Annotated in this window: 23 protein-coding genes; 14 read left to right on the top strand and 9 right to left on the bottom strand. The window is 37.6% G+C overall.

Annotation, left to right across the window (positions count from 1 at the left end):
• Positions 1 to 225 precede the first annotated feature (225 nt).
• Positions 226 to 2,280: a GEVED domain-containing protein gene (locus ABS768_RS11150; RefSeq protein WP_408075042.1), complete on the top strand. Its 2,055-nt coding sequence runs from the start codon at positions 226 to 228 to the stop codon at positions 2,278 to 2,280.
• 54 nt (positions 2,281 to 2,334) lie between these two features.
• Here ABS768_RS11150 and ABS768_RS11145 read toward each other — a convergent pair whose 3' ends face one another.
• The 3 genes from ABS768_RS11145 to ABS768_RS11135 all read right to left on the bottom strand — a co-directional run bounded on the left by ABS768_RS11145 (position 2,335) and on the right by ABS768_RS11135 (position 6,352).
• Positions 2,335 to 4,359: a M43 family zinc metalloprotease gene (locus tag ABS768_RS11145; RefSeq protein WP_408075041.1), complete on the bottom strand. Its 2,025-nt coding sequence runs from the start codon at positions 4,357 to 4,359 to the stop codon at positions 2,335 to 2,337.
• A 106-nt stretch (positions 4,360 to 4,465) separates the two neighbouring features.
• Complete coding sequence (locus ABS768_RS11140; RefSeq protein WP_408075040.1) at positions 4,466 to 4,831, bottom strand: hypothetical protein; 366 nt, start codon at positions 4,829 to 4,831, stop codon at positions 4,466 to 4,468.
• A gap of 126 nt (positions 4,832 to 4,957) precedes the next feature.
• A complete protein-coding gene (locus ABS768_RS11135) occupies positions 4,958 to 6,352 on the bottom strand; it encodes a Do family serine endopeptidase (RefSeq protein WP_408075039.1) in 1,395 nt (464 codons plus the stop codon).
• A 115-nt stretch (positions 6,353 to 6,467) separates the two neighbouring features.
• On the opposite strand from ABS768_RS11135, the gene dapF reads away from it, so the two are divergent.
• The 4 genes from dapF to ABS768_RS11115 all read left to right on the top strand — a co-directional run bounded on the left by dapF (position 6,468) and on the right by ABS768_RS11115 (position 9,765).
• A complete protein-coding gene (gene dapF, locus ABS768_RS11130) occupies positions 6,468 to 7,250 on the top strand; it encodes a diaminopimelate epimerase (protein WP_408075038.1) in 783 nt (260 codons plus the stop codon).
• The gene (locus ABS768_RS11125; protein ID WP_408075037.1) at positions 7,244 to 7,774 is read left to right on the top strand and encodes a GNAT family N-acetyltransferase; all 531 of its coding nucleotides are present in this window, start codon (positions 7,244 to 7,246) and stop codon (positions 7,772 to 7,774) included. Before dapF ends, ABS768_RS11125 begins: the two co-directional genes overlap by 7 nt.
• 13 nt (positions 7,775 to 7,787) lie before the next feature.
• Positions 7,788 to 8,825, top strand: coding sequence for an endolytic transglycosylase MltG (mltG, locus tag ABS768_RS11120; protein ID WP_408075036.1), 1,038 nt, complete (start codon positions 7,788 to 7,790; stop codon positions 8,823 to 8,825).
• Between the two features lie 289 nt (positions 8,826 to 9,114).
• Positions 9,115 to 9,765 carry a peptidoglycan-binding protein LysM gene (locus ABS768_RS11115; RefSeq protein ID WP_408075035.1) on the top strand — a complete coding sequence of 217 codons (651 nt, stop codon included), beginning with the start codon at positions 9,115 to 9,117 and terminating at the stop codon, positions 9,763 to 9,765.
• A gap of 9 nt (positions 9,766 to 9,774) precedes the next feature.
• Here the strand turns inward: ABS768_RS11115 and ABS768_RS11110 are convergent, their stop codons facing one another.
• Entirely contained in the window at positions 9,775 to 10,203 is a 429-nt protein-coding gene (locus ABS768_RS11110) for a hypothetical protein (protein WP_408075034.1), read from the bottom strand.
• Between the two features lie 209 nt (positions 10,204 to 10,412).
• Here ABS768_RS11110 and ABS768_RS11105 point away from each other — a divergent pair, with 209 nt between their 5' ends.
• Together ABS768_RS11105 and ABS768_RS11100 are read left to right on the top strand one after the other, a co-directional pair.
• Entirely contained in the window at positions 10,413 to 11,555 is a 1,143-nt protein-coding gene (locus ABS768_RS11105; protein WP_408075033.1) for an NAD(P)/FAD-dependent oxidoreductase, read from the top strand.
• A 104-nt stretch (positions 11,556 to 11,659) separates the two neighbouring features.
• Positions 11,660 to 12,973, top strand: a complete 1,314-nt coding sequence (locus tag ABS768_RS11100) for a TIGR00341 family protein (protein WP_408075032.1) — start codon at positions 11,660 to 11,662, stop codon at positions 12,971 to 12,973.
• A 39-nt stretch (positions 12,974 to 13,012) separates the two neighbouring features.
• On the opposite strand, the gene nhaA is transcribed toward ABS768_RS11100, so the two are convergent.
• Positions 13,013 to 14,212, bottom strand: a complete 1,200-nt coding sequence (gene nhaA / locus ABS768_RS11095; RefSeq protein WP_408075031.1) for a Na+/H+ antiporter NhaA — start codon at positions 14,210 to 14,212, stop codon at positions 13,013 to 13,015.
• Positions 14,213 to 14,355: 143 nt separating this feature from the next.
• Here nhaA and ABS768_RS11090 point away from each other — a divergent pair, with 143 nt between their 5' ends.
• Positions 14,356 to 14,820, top strand: coding sequence for a GNAT family N-acetyltransferase (locus tag ABS768_RS11090; RefSeq protein WP_408075030.1), 465 nt, complete (start codon positions 14,356 to 14,358; stop codon positions 14,818 to 14,820).
• On the top strand, positions 14,820 to 15,890 hold the full coding sequence (locus ABS768_RS11085; protein ID WP_408075029.1) for an alanine racemase: 1,071 nt from the start codon (positions 14,820 to 14,822) through the stop codon (positions 15,888 to 15,890). The genes ABS768_RS11090 and ABS768_RS11085 overlap by 1 nt, the downstream gene beginning before the upstream one ends.
• Here the strand turns inward: ABS768_RS11085 and ABS768_RS11080 are convergent.
• Complete coding sequence (locus tag ABS768_RS11080; protein WP_408075028.1) at positions 15,887 to 17,416, bottom strand: SulP family inorganic anion transporter; 1,530 nt, start codon at positions 17,414 to 17,416, stop codon at positions 15,887 to 15,889. The two genes, ABS768_RS11085 and ABS768_RS11080, sit on opposite strands and share 4 nt — an antisense overlap.
• A gap of 184 nt (positions 17,417 to 17,600) precedes the next feature.
• Between ABS768_RS11080 and ABS768_RS11075 the strand changes: the two genes are divergently transcribed.
• The 5 genes from ABS768_RS11075 to ABS768_RS11055 all read left to right on the top strand — a co-directional run bounded on the left by ABS768_RS11075 (position 17,601) and on the right by ABS768_RS11055 (position 20,528).
• Complete coding sequence (locus ABS768_RS11075) at positions 17,601 to 17,933, top strand: ArsR/SmtB family transcription factor (protein ID WP_408075027.1); 333 nt, start codon at positions 17,601 to 17,603, stop codon at positions 17,931 to 17,933.
• Between the two features lie 15 nt (positions 17,934 to 17,948).
• The gene (locus ABS768_RS11070) at positions 17,949 to 18,410 is read left to right on the top strand and encodes a DUF6428 family protein (protein WP_408075026.1); all 462 of its coding nucleotides are present in this window, start codon (positions 17,949 to 17,951) and stop codon (positions 18,408 to 18,410) included.
• 10 nt (positions 18,411 to 18,420) lie between these two features.
• Positions 18,421 to 18,837 (top strand): arsenate reductase ArsC, encoded by a 417-nt coding sequence (locus ABS768_RS11065; protein WP_408075025.1) that lies wholly within the window; start codon positions 18,421 to 18,423, stop codon positions 18,835 to 18,837.
• A gap of 99 nt (positions 18,838 to 18,936) precedes the next feature.
• Positions 18,937 to 20,016, top strand: a complete 1,080-nt coding sequence (gene arsB / locus ABS768_RS11060; protein WP_408075024.1) for an ACR3 family arsenite efflux transporter — start codon at positions 18,937 to 18,939, stop codon at positions 20,014 to 20,016.
• A gap of 29 nt (positions 20,017 to 20,045) precedes the next feature.
• Positions 20,046 to 20,528 carry a hypothetical protein gene (locus tag ABS768_RS11055; RefSeq protein ID WP_408075023.1) on the top strand — a complete coding sequence of 161 codons (483 nt, stop codon included), beginning with the start codon at positions 20,046 to 20,048 and terminating at the stop codon, positions 20,526 to 20,528.
• A 1-nt stretch (position 20,529) separates the two neighbouring features.
• Here ABS768_RS11055 and ABS768_RS11050 read toward each other — a convergent pair whose 3' ends face one another.
• The 3 genes from ABS768_RS11050 to dnaA are packed head-to-tail and all read right to left on the bottom strand — an operon-like array spanning position 20,530 to position 23,140.
• Positions 20,530 to 21,246, bottom strand: coding sequence for an SAM-dependent methyltransferase (locus tag ABS768_RS11050; protein ID WP_408075022.1), 717 nt, complete (start codon positions 21,244 to 21,246; stop codon positions 20,530 to 20,532).
• A complete protein-coding gene (locus ABS768_RS11045) occupies positions 21,246 to 21,713 on the bottom strand; it encodes a low molecular weight protein-tyrosine-phosphatase (RefSeq protein WP_408075021.1) in 468 nt (155 codons plus the stop codon). The genes ABS768_RS11050 and ABS768_RS11045 overlap by 1 nt, the downstream gene beginning before the upstream one ends.
• Complete coding sequence (gene dnaA / locus ABS768_RS11040; RefSeq protein ID WP_408075020.1) at positions 21,713 to 23,140, bottom strand: chromosomal replication initiator protein DnaA; 1,428 nt, start codon at positions 23,138 to 23,140, stop codon at positions 21,713 to 21,715. The genes ABS768_RS11045 and dnaA overlap by 1 nt, the downstream gene beginning before the upstream one ends.
• Positions 23,141 to 23,149: the final 9 nt, after the last annotated feature.

Genomic DNA, 23,149 nt, shown 5'->3' with positions numbered 1-23,149 from the left:
ACGATGATAATTATTGAAATTATAAATATTATACTATAACTATTGTTACGAAAACGATGTATTTGTCCAGTTTGTGTTAAGTAATAGTTAAAAAGTGATTTTGTGTTAGTGAGAATTTTTTGTCAAATCGTGAAAAATGAATGCTAATCGTCTAATAATGGTATTTTCATAACTTTTTAATTAATTTTTGTAGTATATTTAGGTACTAACATTAAAATAATTAATATGAAAACACACCTACACTTAATTTTTTATGTTTTTTCTTTTTGTGCAATGCTTTCTTATTCCGGTAAGACATATGCCCAAATAGATTATAATGACAATTTTGAAGATTATCTTTATGACTGGGATAGTTATGATTTTGACTACTACAGTCTTGTTCCCTGTGAAGGAGATCTCTCTTTTGTGACAAACCTTTATAGTGATTTTACCGAGGCTGAAATTGTTTCACCATCTTTAGGGGTTTCAAATGGTTATGAAACAACTCTGTCTTTCGAATATAAAATTATGGATTATGCTGGCTTTGTAGATCCTACAATTCCTACAGCAAACGCGGACAACTGGGGTAGTATAGAATTTTATTATTCTACTTCTGAAACCGGACCTTTTACACTAATACACACCATTGATCCTGATAATCATATAGAATCTGCCGATTGTGCTACACAAACAGTAACATTTACTCCTGATGAGGGTGAAGAGGTTTTTGTGAAAATCCTTGCTCAGATTGGAGATACTTCAAACGATTTCTATATTATTATTGACAGTTTTTCTGTAATACAGGATTTACCTGTTTGTACAGGAACTCCAGATGCTGCTGATACTGTTTCTTCAACAGTTTATGCTTGTGATACAGCTGATATTAGCCTGTCACTGTCTCCTGCTTATTCGGCTTCAGGTTTGGCTTATCAGTGGCAGTACTCTACCGATGGCGAAACATTTACTGATGTGGCTGAAGGAGGTGATATGGCAACCTATAGTGCTACACAAACAGAGACTACATGGTATCGTGCTGTAGTTACATGTACTGATAGTGATGAGTCGGCGACCAGTACTCCTGTACAGGTGGTTCAAAGTGGTATGCCGTGCTATTGTGATGTAGATTTTTATAATGGTACAGAGCCTATAACTTATGTAGAGTTTGCAGGTATAGAAAACTCATCCTCAGTAGACACAAGTAGCCCGGGTATGGAGGACTTTACAGGTATGGCTCCCGGAGAAGTTTCTTTAGGGGAAGAGTATAGTGTTGTTGTAGAGGGAAATACAAACGGATCTTATGAAAACTATTTAACCGTATTTATTGATTTTAATCATAACGGAGACTTTACTGATGAAGGTGAAAGCTTTGAAATAGGATTTTTAGATACTTCTACCGGTGAAGACGGACAGCAGGTTACAGGGACTATTGCAATCCCGGCTGATGCTATGACCGGAATAGCTGTTATGAGAGTTTTTAAATCATATGGTGCTTATACTTCAGATCCTTGTTCAAGTGAAGATGCAGTGGGTTACGGGCAGGTTGAAGATTACCTGCTAAATATTACCTGTGGTACTGAAGCGCCTGTTGCTGATGTTGTGCAGTATTTCTGCTCATCGGGTGTAGTGGCCGATCTAATGGCCGAAGGCGATACAGTAGTATGGTATAACGCCGCTGAAGATGGTGATATGCTTGCCGAAACAGATGCTCTTGTGGATGGAGCTACTTATTATGCGGCACAAGTTCCTGATGGTGGTTGTGAAAGTGAAATGAGAACCGCTGTTATGGCTATGGTTACTGTGGTATCTGCACCTACAGGTGTGTCAGAGCAGTCTTTTGAAGCAGATCCTGATTTATTATACCCAACACTGACTGAAATTGAAGTTGAAACTGAAGAAGGAGCTGTGATTAATTGGTATGCTTCTGAAGAAGATGCTCTTGCAGGAGAAAATGCTCTTGCAGGAGAAACGATTATAGATGCTGATGCAACATATTATATAACACAAACTGTAGATGGTTGTGAAAGTGCGCCGTTTGCAGTAGGTGTAATTTTAGGTAACGAAAGTTTTGCTTTTGGAACATTTAAGTACTATCCTAACCCGGTAAGCAATGTGCTTAACATGTCTTACACTAATACTATTACAGGTATAGAGGTGTATAACCTGGTAGGGCAAAGGGTAATTGAGAAATCGTACGCTCAAAATGAGGTACAGTTAGATATGTCTCAATTAACAGCCGGTACTTATATGGTTAAAGTGATCACTGTAGACGCTTCATCTACTATTAAAGTGGTGAAGCAATAAATATAGTTGATTAATGTTTAAGGAGAAAGGGACGCATTAGCGTCCCTTTCGTATTTATTGCTTTATCAGTTTAAATGTTTTGGACTGTTCGCCAGATGTTATTTTTATAAAATATATGCCCTCACTCAAGCTGCCTGTATTGATCTCGACTTGTCCGTTTAGGTAAACGCTACCTTTATTAATTATCTGACCCAGGTTGTTGTAAATAGTGTATTCAGCATCAAGAGATTGTTTTGATGTGATATAAAGCTTGTCGCTCGTTGGGTTAGGGTATATGCCTATTCCCTGTAGAACAAAATCATTTGTGTTAAGTTCTTCTGCAATAGTAAAGCCAACAGATTCACTGAAGCCATAATCTCCGTTTGATGCTATTTCGTTATTGTCATCTATTGTAAGAGTGTAGTACCCGTCGCCGGATAAGCAGCAAATTCCATCACCAAAAGCATCTTTAATAGTAAACAGGTAGCATTCGTCGGTGTTTACATTAAATGACTGAATAATTGCTCCCGGCATTTCATCGGTATCTTCATAAGGCCCTCCACTGTAAAGTATATCTCCCTCTCCGTTTTTAAGTTCCCAGCTAACTTCGCTTCCCCATATATCATTTTGTAGTGTAAGGGTTACGGTTTCGGTTACATAGCTTTGGTTGTCTGCAACAACAAAGTCTTTGTCTTTGGTGTCGTTAAATTCATAAACATCGGCATTACCGTTAACCGTAGCCACATCGGCAAAGAGGGTATGAGAACCAGCAGTTGAGTTTAATCCGGTTATGGTAACCTGTTCAGATTCATTTGTTGCCAGTTCACCTGTCCATGTGTACGTTTGAGTTGTTTCGCTATCAATAGTATAGCTTATAGTAGCTTCGGTCATTGTAGCGCTACCTATATTGGTTAATGTCAGTTGGATGCTAAACGGACCCGAACATGCCATTTCTATATTGTCTATATTAAGAGAGCCGTCAAATTCAACATCTTCAGGATAAATGCAGCTGTTTGAGGTTGCGAGCGACATACGTCTTGGTGAATTTTCGAGTACGGTCCATACACGTGTTTTCTGGTCGTTAGTAAAAACATTTTTACACTCATCCAGTGTATAATCCATATGATTTTCAATCATGTCACTCTTTACATCTTCTGTACAGGTGTCTACTTCTGCACAGGAGAAGTGAAGCCCAACTACCGGAGGAGTATCATCACAAAAATCAGTTGCATCACAACTGTCTTCATTTCCCCATATATGTATAAGTCCGAAAAAGTGCCCTACCTCGTGGGTAGCGCTCCTGCCTTTATCACGCCCGAAAATGTAATCACCTTCGGGATAAAGGTCGTTGCTCCCCATGCACTGATAAGAAAGGATAACACCATCAATTTCTGCAAAACCTTCAGCTCCTTCAAGGCCTTCAAGACCTGATAGTTCAGGGTAGTAAGCATAACCGCCAACGCCACTCATTTCGCCTCCCATTTTGCAAACCCATATATTAAGATAACGTTCAGGGTCCCATTGAGTTTCGGCTTTAAGTATTAAATCAATATCCTCAAAGTTGTTCCAGCTTGCTCTGCCAAGGTTGATATGTTCAATACCTGTGGTTGGGCTTCCTCCGGGATCTCTTTGTGCAAGGCAAAACTCTATTTCCATGTCGGCACCATCTGGGTGGTCATTATACCCGGGTGTGTCCAGCATTTTCCTGAAGTCCTCGTTAAGCACCTGTATTTGCGTAATTATCTGATCATCGGTAATATTTTCATCAGTTCCTATAGCATCCCCGTTGTGAATAACGTGTACAACAACAGGTAGTGTGATTACCGTATTAGTGTTTTTTAACTGAAAATTATTTTTGGAAGCGTCAATTTTAGCAGCCATATTAATTTCAAACTCCTCTCGCGATTGCAGGGTAGTGTGTGTTTTCTTTAAATAGTTTTGGTACTCGTCGGCTACACACGGTATGTGTCCGTTTGTGTCTGCCGGCAAGGTTTTGCCAAAATAAGCTTTTTGCCTGTTTTTTTTGTCCTGAGAGTTTGCATTATGGCAAACGGTAAGCGCAACAAAACAGCATAAAACAGCAGCGTATTTTTTTATCATAGTTTAGTAGTTTTTAAATAGTTAAAACAAAAATAAACTATGATGTTAAACTTTTATCGTAAAAGTGGATTTTTATGATGAAAGATTTGATTTTTATGACAAAAGCCTAAAAATGCTGTTTGTTGATTTTTTTCCATTTTTTTGAAGAGATAAATCCCATAGCCGGATAGAGAAATGCGGCAATCAAAAAAATATAGGGAACCGTGTGTCGTCCTTCAAGATAAACTACATAAGATATTACCAGCAGGGCCGGAGCTTCTATAAAGTAGCAGGATCTTCTGGCTTCTTTTGGCTTTATTCGTAGCGGACGCCATAACAACATTATTACCAAAACCAGAAGGCCGAAACTAAGAAGTATAAAAGCAGGGAAGAAAATTTGTTTTGTTAGCTGGTCATATCCTTTAACTAAGATTATGGCAGTTGTTAGAAAGTGAAGGAATGTTTCTGTTTTCCTGAGTACTTTTTTCTTCATGTTTTTGGTTTGTACAAAATTAACTCAGGTGTTGTTTGATTACTGTTATGTGAGGGTTGTATTTAAGTAAACAAAAAAAAGCCCCTGTAATAAACAGAGGCTGATTTTTATTTAGTTGGGAGATAATTAAATCAGGAACCTAACCAGTTCTCCGCTTTTAGTAATCATTTCTACACGAACCCTTTCGTTAGCTTTTTTAGAAGAAAGAATTTTAGAAACGGTTTCAATATCTTTTGCTTTGTAGTTACCAATGCTTAAAATAATTCCGTCTTTAAGTTCATTGTAGTATGGCATAAGGCTTTCGTCGTTAATTTCCTTAACCTTAACACCATAGTTTATTTTATACTGTTGTTTTTCGCCATTGCTTATATCTTCCAGCTCAAGACCGTTGTATTTAAACGTATTGATGTCATTTTTAGAAAGCTTAACCGGGAGGGTAAGTAATTCTCCGTCACGATGAATGCCTACATTCACCACGTCATTAGGGCGTTTTGTTCCGATAGCGTTGTTTAAATCGGCAAAGCTATTTATAGTGCGTTCATCTACCTTCACAATAATGTCACCTTTTTTAAGTCCGGCCTTTTCAGCGCCCGAATCTTTAATAACATCATTAATGTAAAAGCCCTGTGTTTCCCTAACACCAAGTTCTTTTGACGCATAGCTGTTCAGTTCGCCACCTTTTACACCCAGTACACCACGCTGTACATTACCGTACTCCATAATATCTTCAATAATCTTACGGGTGATGTTTGAAGGTACAGCAAAAGAGTATCCTACATACGATCCCGTCATTGATGAAATCATGGTGTTAATGCCTACAAGTTCGCCTCTGGTATTTACCAGTGCCCCACCGCTGTTACCCGGGTTTACGGCAGCATCGGTTTGTATGAACGACTGTATACCGTCGTTACTAAGGTTACGTGCCTTTGCTGAAACAATACCGGCAGTAACGGTAGAGGTAAGATTGTAGGGGTTACCTACGGCCAATACCCATTCGCCTACCTTAATATCATCTGAATTGCCAAAAGTGGCAAAAGGCAGTTTCTCGTCGGCATCAATTTTAAGTAGGGCAATATCCATATTTGAGTCGGTTCCTACCAGTTTAGCCTTGTATGACTTATTATTGTTTAGTGTTACCTCAAGCTCACTGGCATTTTGAACTACGTGATTATTGGTAACAATATAACCGTCTTCGGTAATAATAACACCCGATCCCGTACCTATCTGTGGTTGTGCTTCCCTTTGCCCGTAGCCAAAGAAATAGCTATATGGATTAGACGGGGCTGTGCTGTAGGAAACATTCTTGACGTGTACAACAGTGTGTACAGCTTTGTCTGCCGCAGCGGTAAAGTCGCCTGTTTCCGGCAGGTAATTAACATTTTTAGCAAAATTTGTTTGCGAAGGAGCTACAGATAATTCAGAACCAACCGGTGCATTTTTGTCAAACACCAGTTTGTAAGCTCCTAAGGTTATGGCACCACTTAAAAGTGCCATAAGGAATAAACCTGAAATTCTTTTCATAATCCTTAACAGTTTTTTTAATTTTTGTGGTAAAAATTTATTGTGTTACATAAGCGAGAATCAGCCTTTCCTGTTGTCGTTAATATTCGTATTTTTGTCAAAATACCTGTAAAAAATGCAATACACCTTTTACAAATATCAGGGAACCGGTAATGACTTTGTGATGATTGATAATCGCAATAATTTATTTCCCAAAAATGATACCAAACTCGTTGCCAGACTGTGTGACCGCAAATTTGGCATTGGGGCCGATGGCCTCATTTTATTAGAGAACGATAAAGATGTTGATTTTCGTATGGTGTATTATAACTCCGACGGAAATGAAAGCTCTATGTGTGGTAACGGAGGAAGGTGCCTTGTAGCATTTGCAAAAATGCTGGGCGTAATTGACGATGAGGCCAACTTTATAGCAACCGATGGTTTACACTATGCAACGGTTAATGATAAAGGTATTGTTTCATTACAAATGAAGGATGTTAATTCGGTATCTATATACGAGCATTATGTATTTATGGATACAGGATCGCCACACCATGTGGAAATTGTAGAGGGACTTGATACTTTTGATGTGAAAAAAGTAGGTTCATCCATTCGTTACAGCGGACTTTATGGTGATAAGGGATCTAACGTAAACTTTGTTAGTCCGGTTGGAGAAAACACTTTTGACGTTCGTACTTACGAAAGGGGAGTGGAAGATGAAACACTTTCCTGCGGAACCGGAGTAACGGCAGTAGCAATAGCTATGAATGTAACAGGGAAAACAAATGCTAACGAAGTAACCCTTAACACCCAGGGTGGTGAGCTTAAGGTTTCATTTAAGCACGAGGGAGATCGTTTTAATGATGTGTTCCTTACCGGGCCTGCAACATTTGTATTTAAAGGAGAGATAGAATGGTAACACTTCAGGGAGATAATGTATTTTTAAGGGCTCTCGAACCGGAGGACCTTGAGTTTATATACAGTATTGAGAATAATGAAGAAGTTTGGGAAGTAAGTAATACCCAAACCCCATACAGTCGTTTTTTGATACGCCAGTATCTTGAAAATGCCCATCAGGACATTTATGAGGCAAAACAGCTAAGGCTTGCCATTTGTGAGAAAGAAGGTTTTACAGCTTTAGGACTTATAGATTTGTTTGATTTTGACCCAGTGAACCAAAGGGCAGGTATTGGTATTATAATACGAGATGCCGAAAACCGAAATAAAGGCGTGGGTAAGGAAGCGTTAGGTTTACTTATTAACTATGCATTCAGTAAATTGCAATTGCATCAGTTATATGCAAATATTGATACAGATAATACAGCAAGTATTTCTCTTTTTACTAATTTTGGCTTCAAACAGATAGGGGTTAAAAAAGACTGGAACAGAATAAATAATCAGTTTAAAGACGAAGCCCTGTATCAGTTAATAAACAAACAATAATAAGTTATTTACATTGAAACTAAGAAAAATAATAGGGATATTCTCCCTTGTGGCTATTACCGCAGCCAGTATATATGCCTATTCTATTTATAAGGATATTTTTTCGCCTAATACCGCTTTCTCCGAAAACAGCGTAGCGATATACGTACCAACCAATTCTACTTATGAAGAGGTTGAAGCAATTGTAAAGCCTTATATTGAAGATATGGAGCGCTTTAGGATGGTGGCCGAAAAGAAATCCTACGTAAGGAATGTTAGAGCAGGTAAGTTTTTTTTTAGAAGAGGTATGAACAGTAATGAGATAATAAACTCATTACGCCAGCCGGTTCCTGTAAAGTTATCGTTTAATAATCAGGAAACACTTCCTGATGTAGTGGGAAGGATAGCACAACAGATAGAGCCTGATAGTCTTGCCTTATATAATGCCTTTACTGATAAGAAATTTTTAGAAGATAACGGTTTTAATGAAGACAATGTGTTAAGCATGTTTATTCCTAATACCTATGAATTCTTTTGGGATGTTAGCCCGAACAAGTTCCGCGAAAGGATGGCAAAGGAGTACAGGAAGTTTTGGAATAAGGACAGACTCGCAAAAGCAGAAGCTTTAGGGCTTACACCGCTGGAGGTTTCGGCACTGGCTTCAATAGTGCATAAAGAAACTGTAAAGGCAGATGAAAGACCAAGAGTAGCGGGAGTTTACTTAAACAGACTTAAAAAAGGGATGAAACTGGAGGCTGATCCTACGGTTATTTATGCTGTGAAAAGAGAATCAGGCGATTATGAGCAGGTTATTAAGCGCGTGTATTTTAAACACCTTGAGACCGATTCTCCATATAATACTTATATGTATGCCGGTATACCACCGGGGCCTATAGCTATGCCCGATATATCTGCTATAGATGCGGTACTAAACCCGGAACAACATAATTACATTTATTTTTGTGCAAGTGTAACTAATTTTGGTTATCATGAATTTGCGGTTACAGGTGCGCAACATGCCAAAAACAGACAAAAATATGTAGCCTGGGTAAACAAAATGGGAATTAAATAACCATACTTTATCGGTTTAAAACATAAAACCCCGAAAGCAATAAAACGTTTTCGGGGTTAATTATTAGTTAAAAATCAAAAAAAATATTCTCTTAAAAACAGTTTGGTATGGTTTTTCCTTAACACTAGTGTTTGCAGGTGTTACAGAAAATTCTGTCTTAATCAAACCAGCAAATCTAATGTTAAATTTAAAGCAAAGGGTTAAATTATTGTAAATCAATCTAATAATTTTTGTTATCTTTGCCGCCGAGAAATTTCACGGGGTGACAGACTGTGAGAAATCAACATTTATGATAAAAAAATGGAGTTATTTTTTAGGGTTATCCCTTTTTATTGCAGTAGTAAGTTCTGGATTTAAAACTAACGATGCAAAACAATTTGGCAGAATAGAAGGTTTTCACCTTGCCGAAGATGAAATTACTAACTATACCGTGCCAACGGTTGATGAGACAGCCAAGATAAATTATAACTTTCCGTTCACAGGGAAGTCGTATATTGGCTTTAAACAGGCGATAGCCATTAAAGAGTCGCAGGGACTTTATAAATTAGTAAACCCTTTTGGCTATATGGGAAAATACCAGTTTGGTAAAAGTGCCCTTAGAGCTGTAGGGATTAGAGATACTAAAAAGTTCCTGAACAGCCCCCAACTACAGGAACGAGCTTTCAAAGCATTACTTTCTAAAAATAAGTGGGAGTTGAGAAAAGAGATTAAACGTTACGAAGGAAAAGTAATCAACGGGGTTAAAATTACCGAATCAGGATTACTTGCCGCAGCTCATTTAGGAGGGGCAGGATCGGTTAAAAAATACCTTAGAAGTAACGGTACACAAGGTTTTAAAGATGGTTTTGGAACTTCGTTAAGAAGCTACATGAAAAAGTTTGGAGGTTATGATACCTCAAACATCATTGCAAATCCAAATCCTAAAGTAAAACTGGATTAAGAAGTAAAATTACACCACACAAAGCTCTGAGTTATCAGAGCTTTTTTTTTGCAACTCACTTATTAAATCGTTAGTTCTTTTAATCTTGTTACTCTGTTCGTTTAACATGGAGTTGATTTTGTTAATCACTCTCCTGTTGTTACACCTTCTTATTTTAAGCAATAAGGGTTTTGAAAGGTTTTGGGAATATTCTTTTTTCATTTGATGCAGGTACTCGCCACAGCTAATGCCGGGAAGTATAGGCTCTTCAATAGCGTCATGTGTAAGTATGTAATCGCTTAAGGAGTCCTGTACTTTAAGAAAAGTATTTTGTGTTCTCCTGTATTTAGTGAGCAGTTCAAGCCTTTCCTGTCTATACATCGGTATTTTATTTATGATGTATATAAGAAAGATCATTAGGAGCAGAGCTCCTGCTACTATTTCAAGTGGGGTGTTCATATAACTTACTGGTTAGCAGTTGCTAATATAGTGAAACATTTTTTTTTAAGAAAAAATTAATATTTAAATTTCAGATATTTTTTTAAAAAGTTAAACAACTATTCAAAATAATATCATTTCTCTGTAATATAGTTGGTATTTTTGTGAAAAAATAAAAGTAGTAATTTTACAGTAAAAATAAGATTAAACTTACATATAATTTCTTGTTAATGAAATATTTTGATGTTGTAGTGGTAGGTAGTGGGCCTGCGGGAGCCGGTGCGGCGTTTAAACTGGCAGAAAAAGGATTGTCGGTGGCTGTTATTGAAAAAGAAAAATTACCACGATATAAAACCTGTGGAGGAGGCTTTGTGTACAGGGGGCGTAAAATGTTGCCATTTGATATTAGTGAGGTGGTAGAAAAGGAGTTCTCTCAGGTAGATATTTTAATCGGTAATGAATTCCATCTTATAACCAACAGGGATGAACCAGTTATAAGTATGGTAATGCGTGATACTTTTGATGAGTTTCTTGTAAAAAAAGTTACAGAAAAAGGAGGGATAGTTATTGATAACTGTAAGCTTAACGGGTTAAGAAACGAAGATGATAAGGTGGTTTTGTCTACTACAGTAGAAGAAATTACTGCGAGGTTTGTTATAGCTGCTGATGGTGCTTTGAGTCCTACCGCAAAAATGGCGGGATGGGATAAAGATACTAGGAAGTTAATACCGGCGCTGGAATATGAGGTAGAGGTTTATGAAGCTGATTTTGAAAGACTGTCTAAAACGGTACGATTTGACATTGATGCTATTCCGGGAGGGTATGCATGGAGCTTTCCTAAAAAAAATCATTTATCTATCGGGGTAGCTTCCAGTAAAAGGACAAAAATAAACCTTAAGCAGTGGTATCAGGATTATCTTGTAACATTAGGTATAGAACAGGTAATTACAGAGTCCCAACATGGATTTCAAATACCTGTATCACCACGAACAGATGGTTTTGTAAAGAATAATGTATTTTTAGTGGGTGATGCTGCCGGTTTTGCTGATCCGGTTACAGCCGAAGGTATCTCTAATTCGATTTATAGTGGTTTGCTGGTTGCAGAGGCTATAATTGAAAGTGATTTTGATAGTAAAACGGCCGAAGAGCTTTATTTGGCTAAGCTTAATGAGAAGATGTTACCTGAGATAAAAACCGGTTTAATGCTTTCTAAATTTTTATACAGTCAGCCTAAAATAAGAAACCTGTTTATGAAAAAGTACGGACAAAGATCATTTGAAGCTATGACCGATGTATTTATGGGTAAAAGATCCTATCCTACAGATGTGATGCAAACTTTAAGCAAAAGAATAAAAGGGATGCTTTTTTCATAAATAGCCTGCTTTTATTCTACAATAAGTAATAAATTGCAATAACCATTATTTATCTATGATATAAGTAATGGTTATTTTACTTTTAGCAAAACTAACTACAATTAATGAGAAGAATATCGGCAATACTAAATCTTCATGAAGGAGAGGATAACAGGGAAAAAATTCTTGAAAGCATTAAAAAGAATATTGAGTTTAAAGGAGCAAATCTTTGGATTTTAGCCTGTGCTATTATTATAGCTTCGGTAGGATTAAATGTAAACTCCACCGCAGTAGTGATTGGAGCCATGTTAATATCTCCGTTAATGGGTCCTATAGTAGGGGCTGGTTTTGCACTGGGGGTTTATGACTTTACGCTTTTAAAAAGATCATTAAGAAACTTATTAAATGCTACAGCTGTAGGTTTAGTTTTTTCGGCTATATACTTTTTAATAACCCCTTTTAAAGACGGACAGTCAGAGCTTTTAGCAAGAACAGCACCTACCATTTACGATATTATAATAGCCTTTTTTGGTGGTTTAGTAGGTGTGATAGCGGTAACAAGGGTAGAGAAGGGTAATCCAATACCGGGTGTAGCAATCGCAACAGCGTTAATGCCGCCATTATGTACTGCAGGGTATGGTTTAGCGACTTTCCAATGGTCGTTTTTTCTTGGGGCTTTCTATTTGTATTGCATTAATTGTGTGTTTATTGGTATAGCTACTTTTTCGATTATTAAATATCTAAAGTATCAACCAAAAAAGCAGGTAGACGAGAAACAACAAAAAAGGGTAAAGATGATTATATCTATATTAACCTTTATAATGCTTCTTCCGGCAAGTTATCTGGCTTATTCTTTATATATGGAGCAGCAGTTTAAAAAGAGTATAGATAATTTTATTGAAAACGAATTTTCCGATAGGGGGTATACTGTTGTGTATAAAAAAACCCGATTTAGCACTACACCAAAAAAACTGGAGTTGGCTTTTTTGGATAAAAGATTTGAAAAGAAAGAAATAACAGGTTTACAGGAAAGGATAGATAATAATAAGTATATAAAAGGTACAGAGCTTATTATAAGGCAGGACAGTACCGATAGGTTTAATGTTTTGAAAGGGGATATTCTTAAACAGATTAAAAGCAATGAGAATGAGGTGAGCCAAAAGGATTTAAAAATTGTTCAGCTGGAAAAACAAATTGCCGCTAATACTTTTGATAATAAGAGGTTTTTAAGGGAAGCCAAATCGCTATTTCCTAACATAAAGTCATTCTCGGTTTCGCATCATGATATGGCTACTGCAAAAGACAGTATTGTAGGTATAACAGCAGTATTGTATGAAACACCGGAGGAGGACCTGAGTGATGAGGAGAAAGTAAAACTCAGAAACTGGTTAAATGAACGATTGTCGGTCAAGAATGTTGAGATATTCAGGAAGAAATAAAAAATAAAAAAGGAGAGTTTTAAAACTCTCCTTTTTTATTTATGCCTGTTGAGGTATAGCCTCTTTCTTTTTCTTTTTACTGTAGAAGTTAAGTAATGCAAATCCTATTATACCAGAGCATACAGATGCTACTAATACGGCAAACTTAGCTTCGGTTTGCAGTGGTACGCTATCCTTAAATGATAGTAGGGCAATAAATATAGACATGGTGAAGCCAATACCTCCCAGCATTCCTAATCCCAGTACGTGAGTCCAGGTTGTTTTTTCAGGGAGTTCGGCGATCTTAGCTTTAACCGAAATGAAGGACATAAGGAAAATCCCTATCGGCTTACCTAAAAACAGTCCTAATACAATACCTAAACCTACATTACCTGTAAGCCCTTCTACCATTCCGTCTACAAAAGTGATATTGGTATTAGCGATGGCAAAAATAGGCATGATTAAAAAGTTTACCGGTTTAGCCAGTGCGTGCTCCAGTTTTTCAAGCGGAGATTCTTTGTCATCAGGAGTAGTAGGTAGTGTTAATGCTGTAAGAACCCCTGCAATAGTTGCATGGATGCCTGAGTGGTGTATTAGGTACCACATTACCATACCCGGAATGATGTAAAAGAATATATTATGAAGTCGCATGCGGTTAAAGCCTATCATAATAGCATAAACACCTGCTGCATATATAAGGTAGTCTAAGTGTAGGTTAGAGGTATAGAAAATGGCAATAACCAAAATAGCCATAAGGTCGTCTACAATTGCTAGTGCAGCAAGGAAAACTTTTAGTCCGCTAGGTACTTTATCTCCCAGTAATGAAACAATACCTAAAGCAAAAGCAATATCGGTAGCCATAGGTATACCCCATCCGTGAACAGCAGGGGTGCCAGCGTTAAATAACGAATATATTGTTGCCGGTACAACTACACCACCAATGGCTGCAAGTACAGGTAACGAAGCGTGGCGGATGGAAGAAAGTTCTCCCTCTATAATTTCCCTTTTGATTTCAAGTCCTACCAAAAGGAAGAATATAGCCATAAGTCCGTCGTTTATCCAGTGGATAACCGAGAAATCCAGATCTATACTTTCGGTTTTAAACCCTACTACGGTGTGCAGGAATTTTTCAAAGCCCCAAGCTAAAGGGCTATTTGCGATTGCCAGTGATATTACTACACAAATAAGGAGGATAATACCCCCTCCTGATGAAGAATTAAAAAATTCTTTAAATGTCTTTAGGTTAATGAGTTTTGCCATATTGCAAAAATACAAAATCGTTGAATTTTGGCAGGTAATTTTAATGGTATAAAAACTAATATTAACATTTTTTAACAGGAATAGTTTTTAATTGGCTTTTTAAAGAGTTATCTTGCGTTTTTTCTAATTTTAAACAAAAAAGAATGATAAAAATTCAAAAATATCATCCAAATGAATCTATGAATAATGAATTACAAAAAGAAGTTGTTAACTTTTTGTACAAAAGCCTAGAACAGTATGGAGACCCTGAGGATGATATTAACAAAGCAGTTAATTATGCTTTAAATAAGAATAATGAGAAGAATAAAACCACAGGCGGACTTGTGCTTACGGCCAGGCTTGAAGAAAACAACGCTATAGTAGGTGCTGTGGTGATAAATGAAACCGGAATGGGCGGTTATATACCGGAAAATATTTTGGTATACATCGCAACAGATCCAAACCAGAGAGGTAAAGGTATTGGTAAGAAACTAATGCAGGAGGCACTTGAATCCAGTAACGGAGATGTGGCATTGCATGTTGAACCCGATAATCCTGCGAAAAGACTTTATGAGAATCTTGGATTTACAAATAAGTATCTTGAAATGAGATACAAAAAAACAATCTAATGGCTTTTATAACACTAGATACAAAAAAATTAAAAAAGAACTTTAACTATTTAAACTCGTTTTTTAAAGAAAACAACATATACTGGTCGGTTGTTACAAAAATACTATGTGGTAACAAAGACTACCTTACCGAACTTCTTAAAATGGGAATCAGTCAGTATTCTGATTCCAGGATAAGCAACCTTAAAACAATCAAGGCAATTGATGGGAATGTAGAGACTATTTACATTAAGCCACCTGCAAAAGGCGCTATTAAGGATGTGATAAAATATGCCGACATCAGTATGAATACTGATTTCAGGACTATTGAAATGCTTTCTAAAGAAGCCCAGAAGCAGGGTGTTACCCATAAAATTATTATTATGATTGACTTGGGGGAACTGCGTGAGGGTGTAATGCGTGAAGACTTTGTAGGTTTCTATTCGCAGGTTTTCCAAATGAAGAATATTGAGATTATTGGCTTGGGTACAAACCTATCCTGCCTTTATGGTGTTCTTCCTAATAACGATAAACTTATACAGCTTAGCCTTTATAAGCAGTTGGTAGAAGTTAAGTTCAATGTAAAAATCCCTTTTATTTCAGGAGGTTCCTCGGTAACGATACCATTGGTTAAGCAGGGGCTTATGCCGGTTGGTATAAATCACTTTAGAGTAGGTGAAACTCTTTTTATGGGTACAGATGTTTACAACGGTGAGCAGTTTGACCACATGGAAAATGATATCTTTAAGCTTTATGCTGAAGTTATTGAGCTGTATGAAAAACCTATGATTCCCAGTGGTGAAATGGGAACGAATCTTGAAGGGGATACTTTTGATTTTGACGAAAACAATCAAGGTAAGACCTCAATACGTGCCATTATAGATATAGGGCTTCTGGATATAGATATGAAGCATCTTGATACTACTGATACCGATATTAAATATGCCGGTGCTACATCTGATATGGTGGTGCTTGATTTAGGAGAGAATCCTAAAGGGTATAAAGTAGGAGATTTAGTAGAGTTCACTATGGACTACATGGGTATCGTGCGCATAATGAACTCTAAGTATATTGAAAAACGTATTGTTTAATTATGGATATCGGTCACTACTTTATAAGTAGGATCTTCCATAATGTTTACATCAATAACGGCTTCGGCATTTTTTAATAGTCTTTTACAGTCTTCACTAAGGTGTCTTAAATGAACAGTTTTTCCTGCTTCATGATACTTTTTAGTGATACCGTTAAGGGCTTCTATTGCCGACATGTCTGACACTCGACTTTCCTTAAAGTCGATAATCACTTCCTGCGGATCGTTATCTATGTCAAACTTTTCGGCAAACACGGTTGTGGAGCCAAAGAAAAGTGGTCCGTAAATTTCATAATGTTTAATGCCATTTTCATCTATATAGTGCCTTGCGCGTATGCGCTTGGCACTTTCCCATGCGAATACCAGTGCCGATATGATAACTCCTATTAATACGGCAAGGGCAAGGTTGTGCATAAAAATGGTAATAAGAGCTACCAGTATACCGGTAATAATATCTGATTTCGGCATTTTGTTGATGATACTGAAACTGGCCCACTCAAAAGTACCTATTGCTACCATGATCATTACTCCGGTAAGTGCTGCCATTGGGAGTTTACCTATAACAGGGGCACCAACAAGTATAATAACCAATATGGTTAATGATGCTATGATTCCTGATAATCTGGCTCTTGATCCTGCCGAAAGGTTTACTAGTGTTTGAGCAATCATAGGGCATCCACCCATCCCGAAAAAGAATCCGTTAGTAATGTTTGCAGCTCCCTGTGCTAAACATTCCCTGTTGCTGTTTCCTCTTGTTTTAGTAATCTCATCTACAAGATTAAGGGTTAGCAGTCCTTCGGTAAGACCTACTGCTGCCATAATAAGAGAATAAGGAAATATTATTTTAAGAGCTTCAAGGGTAAAAGGTATTTCCGGTATGTGAAATGGTGGGAAACCTCCCTGTACCGATGCTATATCTTCAACAGTTTTTGTTTCGATACCAAAACCTATAACAACTAAAAATACCACTATAATAGCGGCCAGAGATGCCGGTACTGCTTTAGTGATTTTAGGGAATAAAAGTACTACGGCGACGGTAAGTGCCACAAGTGCCCCCATGATAAATAGCGGAGTTCCGTTAAGCCAGCTTTCTCCGTTTTTAAACTGTTCCAGCTGAGACATAAAAATAATAACAGCAAGCCCGTTTACAAAACCATACATAACAGGTTGTGGTACCAGCCTGATAAACTTTCCTAGTTTAAAAAGCCCAACCGTTATCTGTAATACTCCGGCGAGGGCAACTGCTCCAAAAACATATTCAATTCCATGCGATTGCATTAGGGCGATAAGTACTACTACTGTTGCACCGGCACCACCCGATACCAGTCCCGGGCGTCCGCCAAAAACCGAGGTGATAAGCCCCATAATAAAGGCAGCATACAGTCCTACAAGGGGAGGAAAGCCTGCCAGTATCGCAAATGAAAGCGATTCGGGTATCATGGTCATGGCAACGGTAAGTCCGGCAAGTATTTCGTTTTTATAATTTACTTTCTGTGAAAAATCAAACAGGTTGAAAATTTTGTTCATTATAAAAGTGTTGTATTTTAATAGATTAGCGCAGGCTGCGGTTTTAGAAGGCGCAAAAATAGGGCTTTTTTTGCAAACCGTTTTTATGGGGTAGTATTACAGGTTTTCTTAATCAAAAATTAACGTTGAAATCGTTTTTTGTAATCTCTTTAATCGTAATATTGCAATATATAAATATAATAATATGGGAGCTACTAAATCAGATCAGTTTACAAAAGAGCAGAACGAGCTGGCTTCTTTGGCAAAAGCTTTAGGGCATCCGGCACGTATTGCCATTATAGAATACCTACTAAAGGTTGATTCCTGTATATGCGGTGATATAGTAGGAGTATTGCCACTGGCACAGCCAACGGTATCTCAGCATTTAAAAGAGCTTAAAAATGCCGGACTTATAAAAGGAAATATTGAAGGGACAGCGATTTGTTACTGTATAGATGAAAAAGGATTTAAAAAAATAAAATCGTTTTTTGACCATATTACAGTGTCGCTTTCCAAAAAGAAATTTGATTGTTGTTAATTAAAATGAATGCATATGAGGTTGTCTGAAATCAAAACAATACTTGAAACGGTCGAAACTGTAAATTTCCGTTTCCCGGACGGAGGCTATGTACCCGAACATTTTCATGTAACAGAAGTGGGTGTTGTAACCCGCAATTTTATAGACTGTGGCGGAACAGTAAGGAAAGAGGTTGTGGCTAATTTCCAGCTATGGGATGCTAACGATTTTGAACACAGGCTTAAACCTAAAAAACTACGTAATATAATTGCGCTTTCAGAACGAGTACTCGGGATGGAAGACAGTGAGATTGAAGTGGAATACCAAGGAGTGACTATTAATAAGTACGGACTTGATTTTGACGGGAAGGATTTTGTTCTTATCGTTAAAAATACGGCCTGCCTAGCAGAAGATGCCTGTGGTATTATCGAAGCCCAAAAAGAAAATGAAGTTAAAAACGAGCAGTCCTGCTGTACACCGGGAGGAGGTTGCTGTTAATTAAAATAAGATGAAAAAAATTTTAGTATTATGTACGGGCAATAGCTGCCGTAGCCAGATGGCGCATGGTTATTTAAAATATTTTGCCGAAGGTAGGGCAGAGGTTTATAGTGCGGGTGTGGAAACACATGGTGTTAATCCAAAGGCAATTGCTTTTATGAAGGAGGATGGTATTGACATATCCGGGCATACGTCTAATAACGTGGAGGAGTATAGTAATATAGACTTTGATTTTATTATCACGGTTTGTGATAATGCTAAGGAGAATTGTCCGTTCTTCCCCTCAAAGGCACAGCGTTTTCACTATAATTTCCCCGATCCGTCAAAATATGAGGGAACTGAAGAGGAGATAGCTGCCGAGTTTAGGAGGGTGCGTGGTATGATTAAAACTTACTGCGAAGATTTTATAAATATGATGGCCATATAAAGAGTGATATTTTCTGTCCTTTGCCGGTAAACTTTTAAGTGTCGTTTAGGGTCTACAAATGGTAGAGGCAGGAAATATTATTCTATAATACTATGATGTATGAGTGTGAATAATTGTGCTCCGGCTGCCGAAAGGAAAAAATTAGGTTTTTTAGACCGTTATCTTACTCTTTGGATTTTTACTGCAATGGTCCTTGGTGTAGCTATAGGCTACTTTTCTCCTAATGTTGAAAGTTTTATCAATTCGTTTTCAAGTGGTACAACAAATATTCCGCTTGCAGCGGGGTTAATTGTTATGATGTATCCTCCGCTTGCTAAAGTGAAATATGAAAATATAGGTAAGGTTTTCAGAAATACAAAAGTGCTAGGGGCTTCCCTTTTGCTTAACTGGGTAATTGGGCCTGTAGTTATGTTTGTACTGGCGATTTTATTTTTAAAAGGTTATCCTGAGTATATGTCGGGACTTATTTTGATTGGTATTGCCCGCTGTATTGCTATGGTAATGGTTTGGAACGAACTTGCCGAAGGTAACAGGGAATATGCTGCGGGGCTTGTGGCTTTAAACAGTATTTTTCAGGTGCTATTGTATAGTATATATGCTTATGTGTTCATTACGCTTTTACCTCCGCTGTTTGGTATAACCGGACTTGAGGTTGCTGTAACAATGGGTGATATTGCCGAGAGTGTTGCTATATATTTGGGTATTCCGTTTGTGGCGGGTATAGCATCGCGTTATATATTAATTAAGTTGAAGGGTGAAGAGTGGTTCAATAATAAATACATTCCGTTTATATCTCCGTTTACCCTTATAGCTTTATTGTTTACTATAGTAGTAATGTTTAGTCTTAAAGGTAAACTTATTGTTGAAATCCCAATGGACGTACTGCGAATAGCAATACCGTTATCCATATACTTTGTGATAATGTTTGTGGTTAGCTTTTTTGTCGCTAAAAAAACAGGGGCAGACTATAGTCAGTCTGCAGCCATATCATTTACAGCGGCAGGTAATAACTTTGAGTTGGCTATAGCTGTAGCGATTGGAGTATTTGGAATAAACAGCGGTCAGGCTTTTGCTGGAGTTATTGGTCCGTTAGTAGAAGTACCTGCTCTTATAGCATTAGTTAACTTAGCTTTTTGGATAAAGAAAAAATATTTTGGAGTTTCTGCGTTAAATAAATAAGTTTATTTTTATGATAAAGTACCTTATTTATGGAGAAACCCGAATTTCCGTTAGTTGATATATACGACTCTCATCATGTAGATTTGATTCCTGAGGAGGAGAACTTAAAAAAAGCTCCTGCTACAGAACTTCTTATAAAAGATAATCATTCCCTTTTATATGATAAGGATGGTAATATATGGCGCTATTTCCTGAAATCAGAATTTTTTGAAGATACACTGGTAAACAGGGTAGTGGCACATACCTTATACAATCCGGACTTTGAAGTAGAACCTGTTTGGGAACATGCCGGAGAATATCATATTGAAGACCTTAAAGATGAGGTTTTAAGATGTATAGATTATGATGAAGGTATAATTACCCAATATGAGGAGGCTGATATAATCCAAAAGGAAATAAGTATCTGTTTCTCTTTTGAAGATGTGGTTGCGGTTTTAAATAAATATGTTTTTGATGTTGACGAGGAGTTAATCCTTGCCGAACAAAAACGAAGGGAAGAAAACGACTATTAGTCTAAAACTTATGAATTATAAAAATGCTCGGTCTGTTATGCAGGTCGGGCTTTTCTTTTTTCCATTGTGCTACCGTTTTTGTTTTTATGTACTCTGTAGGTAGTGTAATATCGCAGGCGATACATAAATGAGTAGAAGGTTGCAGTATTTGAAGTATATCTTCAATAAGTTTATTGTTTCTGTATGGTGTTTCTATAAAAAGCTGTGACTGACTTTTCTCGTTAGAAAGCCTTTCATAGTTTTTAAGAGCATTTTTCTTTTCACCCTTATCAATAGGGAGATAGCCATTAAAGGCAAAGCTTTGCCCGTTCATGCCCGATGTCATCATGGCAAGTAGTATGGATGACGGACCTACAAGTGGTACTACCTGTATCCCTTTTTCGTGTGCCAGTTTAACAACGGCAGCGCCGGGATCGGCTACACCGGGGCATCCGGCTTCACTCATTAAGCCTACGTTAAAACCTTCAAAGCAAGGTTTTAGGAAATCATCATATTCATGAGCTTCGGTACGTTTGTTAAGTACAGATAACTTTAGATCAGGCTGTTTTTTAGTAGGTAGTATGGCTTTGATAAAACGGCGGGCCGTTTTTTCGTTTTCCACGATATAATGGTCGATAAATTCAACAGATCGCTCTACCGTTTCCGGAAGCACTTCTTTTGGATTGGCATCAGGACCAAGAGGTACGGGTAACAGGTATAGTTTTCCTATTGTTTTCATTAGGCGTTATCGTTAATAAGTTTGCTGGCTACAATCTGGCAGGCTTCATCAAGCATATCATATACATTGTTAAAACCTTCAGGACCTCCGTAATAAGGGTCGGGTACATTAATGCTTTCTCCCGGATGTAATGCATCCATCATAAGGCTTACTTTGGTTTTAGCCTTATCATTTGGGGCAAGTTTTAAAACATCTTTAAGGTTAGAGGTGTCCATAACAAAAATATGATCAAATTCGGTAAAGTCGCTAACCTTAAACTGTCGGGCCCTTTGGTGTGTAATGTCTAATCCGCGTTCTCTCGCAGTTGTTACCGAACGTTTGTCCGGCAATTGACCTACGTGCCATCCGCCTGTTCCGGCAGAATCTACCCTAAACTTATCAGATGGAAGCTTAGATTGTAAAATACCTTCAGCCAGGGGAGAACGGCAAATGTTTCCCAGGCACACCATTAAAACTTTAACGGGCATTATATCGATAATTTTTTGTTGATATCGTCAACAAATTTACGGAATTGCTTGTCTGTAGAAACCAGGTTGTCAACCGTTTTACATGCGTGTAATACAGTGGCGTGGTCACGGTCTCCAATTTGGGAGCCGATGTTTGCCAGTGAAGCCTTAGTGAACTTTTTAGCAAAGAACATAGCTAACTGACGCGCCTGTACTACGTGACGTTTTCTGGTTTTTGACTGTAATGTGTCTATATCCAACTGGAAATAATCTGAAACTACTTTTTGAATGTAGTCTATAGATATTTCTCGTTTTACATTTTTTACAAACTTTTCCACTACCTGTTTTGCAAGGTCTATGGTTACTTCACGCTTATTGAAAGATGATTGTGCTATTAATGATATGATAGCGCCTTCAAGTTCGCGAACGTTTGATTTGATGTTTTTGGCTACATATTCCACAATTTCTTCCGGCATATCTACACCGTCACGGTATAGTATGTTTTTAAGGATGGAAATCCTTGTTTCATAATCCGGTTGGTGAAGCTCGGCAGAAAGGCCCCATTTAAAACGGGATAAAAGCCTTTGTTCAATATCCTGCATATCTACAGGAGCCTTATCTGAAGTAAGGATAACCTGTTTTCCGTTTTGGTGCAGGTGATTAAATATGTGGAAGAAAACGTCCTGTGTTCCTGTTTTACCAGATAGGAATTGTACATCATCTATAATAAGTACATCTATCAATTGGTAAAAATGGATAAAGTCGTTTCTTGTGTTTCGTTTAACAGAGTCTATATACTGTTGTGTGAAAATCTCTGCAGAAATGTATAAAACCGTTTTCTCAGGGAATTTCTCTTTTATCTCCACACCAATAGCGTGTGCAAGGTGGGTTTTACCCAAACCTACACCACCAAATATAAGTAGCGGATTGAATGAAGTTCCACCGGGTTTGTTTGCTACGGCCATACCTGCCGAACGTGCCAACCTGTTTGAGTCACCTTCAAGGAAGTTGTCAAAGCTGTAGTTAGAGTTAAGCTGGGATTCGATTTTTACGTTTCTGATTCCCGGTATAACAAATGGGTTTTTAAGTTCCGGGTTTTTGTTTTGTAACGGTACATCTACTTCCTGTGGTTTAACAGGAATACGGTTAGCACTTGGTAGTTGTTCGGTGAACGGTTGTTTGTTACCGTAAGTGTTCTCCATTTTAATTTTATAGAGTAACTTTGCACCGTTTCCAAGTTCTTTTGTAAGGGCAACCTTAAGCAGTTTTACATAGTGTTCTTCCAGCCATTCATAAAAGAATTTACTGGGCACCTGTATGTAAAGAGAATTATCAGCCAGTTCTACTGCTCTAATCGGCTCAAACCAGGTCTTGTAGGCCTGCTCCTGAATATTGTCCTTTATGAATGCCAGACAGTTCTCCCATACCGATTGCGCAGTTTTAGTCATATATCTGAA

The organism is Flavobacterium rhizophilum (assembly GCF_046000485.1).
Taxonomy (GTDB): domain Bacteria; phylum Bacteroidota; class Bacteroidia; order Flavobacteriales; family Flavobacteriaceae; genus Flavobacterium; species Flavobacterium rhizophilum.
Note: the sequence above shows the minus strand (reverse complement) of the source record. Positions and strands in the feature narration are given on the sequence as shown.

Coding starts and splice junctions, on each gene's coding strand:
- ABS768_RS11150 (WP_408075042.1), top strand. CDS start 226: ATGAAAACACACCTACACTTAATTTTTTATGTTTTTTCTTTTTGTGCA.
- ABS768_RS11145 (WP_408075041.1), bottom strand. CDS start 4,359: ATGATAAAAAAATACGCTGCTGTTTTATGCTGTTTTGTTGCGCTTACC.
- ABS768_RS11140 (WP_408075040.1), bottom strand. CDS start 4,831: ATGAAGAAAAAAGTACTCAGGAAAACAGAAACATTCCTTCACTTTCTA.
- ABS768_RS11135 (WP_408075039.1), bottom strand. CDS start 6,352: ATGAAAAGAATTTCAGGTTTATTCCTTATGGCACTTTTAAGTGGTGCC.
- dapF (WP_408075038.1), top strand. CDS start 6,468: ATGCAATACACCTTTTACAAATATCAGGGAACCGGTAATGACTTTGTG.
- ABS768_RS11125 (WP_408075037.1), top strand. CDS start 7,244: ATGGTAACACTTCAGGGAGATAATGTATTTTTAAGGGCTCTCGAACCG.
- ABS768_RS11115 (WP_408075035.1), top strand. CDS start 9,115: ATGATAAAAAAATGGAGTTATTTTTTAGGGTTATCCCTTTTTATTGCA.
- ABS768_RS11110 (WP_408075034.1), bottom strand. CDS start 10,203: ATGAACACCCCACTTGAAATAGTAGCAGGAGCTCTGCTCCTAATGATC.
- ABS768_RS11105 (WP_408075033.1), top strand. CDS start 10,413: ATGAAATATTTTGATGTTGTAGTGGTAGGTAGTGGGCCTGCGGGAGCC.
- ABS768_RS11100 (WP_408075032.1), top strand. CDS start 11,660: ATGAGAAGAATATCGGCAATACTAAATCTTCATGAAGGAGAGGATAAC.
- nhaA (WP_408075031.1), bottom strand. CDS start 14,212: ATGGCAAAACTCATTAACCTAAAGACATTTAAAGAATTTTTTAATTCT.
- ABS768_RS11090 (WP_408075030.1), top strand. CDS start 14,356: ATGATAAAAATTCAAAAATATCATCCAAATGAATCTATGAATAATGAA.
- ABS768_RS11085 (WP_408075029.1), top strand. CDS start 14,820: ATGGCTTTTATAACACTAGATACAAAAAAATTAAAAAAGAACTTTAAC.
- ABS768_RS11080 (WP_408075028.1), bottom strand. CDS start 17,416: ATGAACAAAATTTTCAACCTGTTTGATTTTTCACAGAAAGTAAATTAT.
- ABS768_RS11075 (WP_408075027.1), top strand. CDS start 17,601: ATGGGAGCTACTAAATCAGATCAGTTTACAAAAGAGCAGAACGAGCTG.
- ABS768_RS11070 (WP_408075026.1), top strand. CDS start 17,949: ATGAGGTTGTCTGAAATCAAAACAATACTTGAAACGGTCGAAACTGTA.
- ABS768_RS11065 (WP_408075025.1), top strand. CDS start 18,421: ATGAAAAAAATTTTAGTATTATGTACGGGCAATAGCTGCCGTAGCCAG.
- arsB (WP_408075024.1), top strand. CDS start 18,937: ATGAGTGTGAATAATTGTGCTCCGGCTGCCGAAAGGAAAAAATTAGGT.
- ABS768_RS11055 (WP_408075023.1), top strand. CDS start 20,046: ATGGAGAAACCCGAATTTCCGTTAGTTGATATATACGACTCTCATCAT.
- ABS768_RS11050 (WP_408075022.1), bottom strand. CDS start 21,246: ATGAAAACAATAGGAAAACTATACCTGTTACCCGTACCTCTTGGTCCT.
- ABS768_RS11045 (WP_408075021.1), bottom strand. CDS start 21,713: ATGCCCGTTAAAGTTTTAATGGTGTGCCTGGGAAACATTTGCCGTTCT.
- dnaA (WP_408075020.1), bottom strand. CDS start 23,140: ATGACTAAAACTGCGCAATCGGTATGGGAGAACTGTCTGGCATTCATA.